General features: G+C 40.7%; 2 protein-coding genes. Both read left to right on the top strand.

Annotated features, from left to right (window positions below; genetic code table 11):
- Positions 1-911: alpha amylase C-terminal domain-containing protein (locus L652_RS0101845; protein ID WP_024594664.1), on the top strand; the 911-nt coding region annotated here is incomplete at its 5' end.
- On the top strand, positions 904-1,723 hold an 820-nt coding region (locus L652_RS0101840), incomplete at its 3' end, for an alpha-amylase family glycosyl hydrolase (protein ID WP_024603229.1). The genes L652_RS0101845 and L652_RS0101840, both read left to right, overlap by 8 nt.

The following is a 1,723-nucleotide window of genomic DNA, read 5'->3' as shown; positions in this document are numbered from 1 at the left end:
GCGAAAACTTAGGTGCAATTGAGTGCCTAAAGCAAGTCAATATGCGCAGCTATAAAAACAACCCAGGCATTATGATGGTGGCTGAGGAGTCAACAGCGTGGCCGGGCGTCACCCAAAGTGTTGAGCACAACGGCTTAGGCTTTGGCTATAAGTGGAATATGGGTTGGATGAACGATAGTTTGCATTACATGCAGCACGACCCTTTATACCGTCAGCATCATCATCACGAAATGACTTTTTCGATGGTATACGCTTTTAGTGAAAACTATATATTGCCATTAAGCCACGATGAAGTAGTCCACGGTAAAGGATCGTTAATTGAAAAAATGCCAGGCGATGATTGGCAGAAATTTGCAAATTTACGCGCTTACTACGCATTTATGTGGGCACATCCGGGTAAAAAACTCTTGTTTATGGGCGGTGAAATTGCACAGCGAAAAGAGTGGGGACACGATCATTCTATCGATTGGCATTTACTTGAGCACCAAAGCCATAACGGTATAAAGCACACCGTAAAAGCGCTAAATACTGTTTATAAAAACCAACCTGCGTTGTATGAGTTAGATTCGAGCGCGGCTGGTTTTACCTGGATAGATAACAATAATAATCAGCAGAGTATTTTAAGCTTTGTTCGCTATGCTAAAAACGCAAAAAACTTTGTGGTTGTTATTGCTAATTTTACCCCCGCTTCCTATGAAAACTACGTTATTGGCGTACCGAGTAAAGGGCGTTATAAAGTTGTTTTAAATACAGACGATACTCAGTTTTTTGGCTCTGGCGTTGAGGTAACTAAAGATTCATCGCAGATAGTTCAGGCAATAAACGAATCAAATCATGGCTTTAAACACAGTATTTCAATTGCCATTGGTGGCTTAACAACTATTTACTTACAAAAGGTTGATGATGAGTAACCGATTTGATGTAGCCCCCGGTAATGTAGAACCACTTGGTTCTAGTGTTATTAACTATGGGGTTAACTTCGCGCTTTATGCGCCAGGTGCAAGCCAAGCTTATGTATGCCTGTTTGATAAAAGTGGCCATTCAGAAATCCTAAAAATGGCGATGAATATTAACGAAGGGGGTATTTGGAGTATTCATATTTCGCCATTAAGCGCCGGCGCACTTTATGGCTTTAGAGTTGAGGGTGAATATAACCCTAAAAATGGTCAACTATTTAACGAAAATAAACTACTGATAGACCCATACGCAAAAGACTTATTTGGTGAGTTTACGTGGAGCGAACGCCATTATGGGCAAATGCCAATTGGCACTAAAAGCACCGTAAATAATGCCATTGATATACCTAAATCAAAAGTAGCTGCTCCTACGTTGTACGCGCATAAAAAGCCAAACCACCGTTGGTCAAACACGGTTATTTACGAGTGCCATGTGAAAGGTACAACGTGTCGTCATCCTAAAATACCTAAATCTCTACAAGGGAAGTTTTTAGGGTTAAGCCATCCAAGCTTTATTGAGCACTTACAAAGTTTTGGCGTTACAGCAGTTGAGCTTTTACCTGTTCACTCTTTTATTAGTGAGCAATTTTTAACAGGAAAAGGGCTGCAAAACTACTGGGGTTATAACACGCTTAACTTTTTTACCCCCCACAAAGACTATTTGGTAAACGACGATATAAACGAGTTTAAGCAAATGGTGCGCGAGCTTCATGCTGCCGACATAGAAGTTATTTTAGATGTTGTTTATAACCATACAGCAGAGGCGG

Origin of the sequence: Pseudoalteromonas sp. TB25, from assembly GCF_000497995.1 — a bacterium.
In the GTDB taxonomy this organism is placed as follows: Bacteria; Pseudomonadota; Gammaproteobacteria; order Enterobacterales; family Alteromonadaceae; genus Pseudoalteromonas; species Pseudoalteromonas distincta.
The sequence above is the reverse complement of the archived record's forward strand: the minus strand, read 5'-3'. Positions and strand labels throughout refer to the sequence as shown.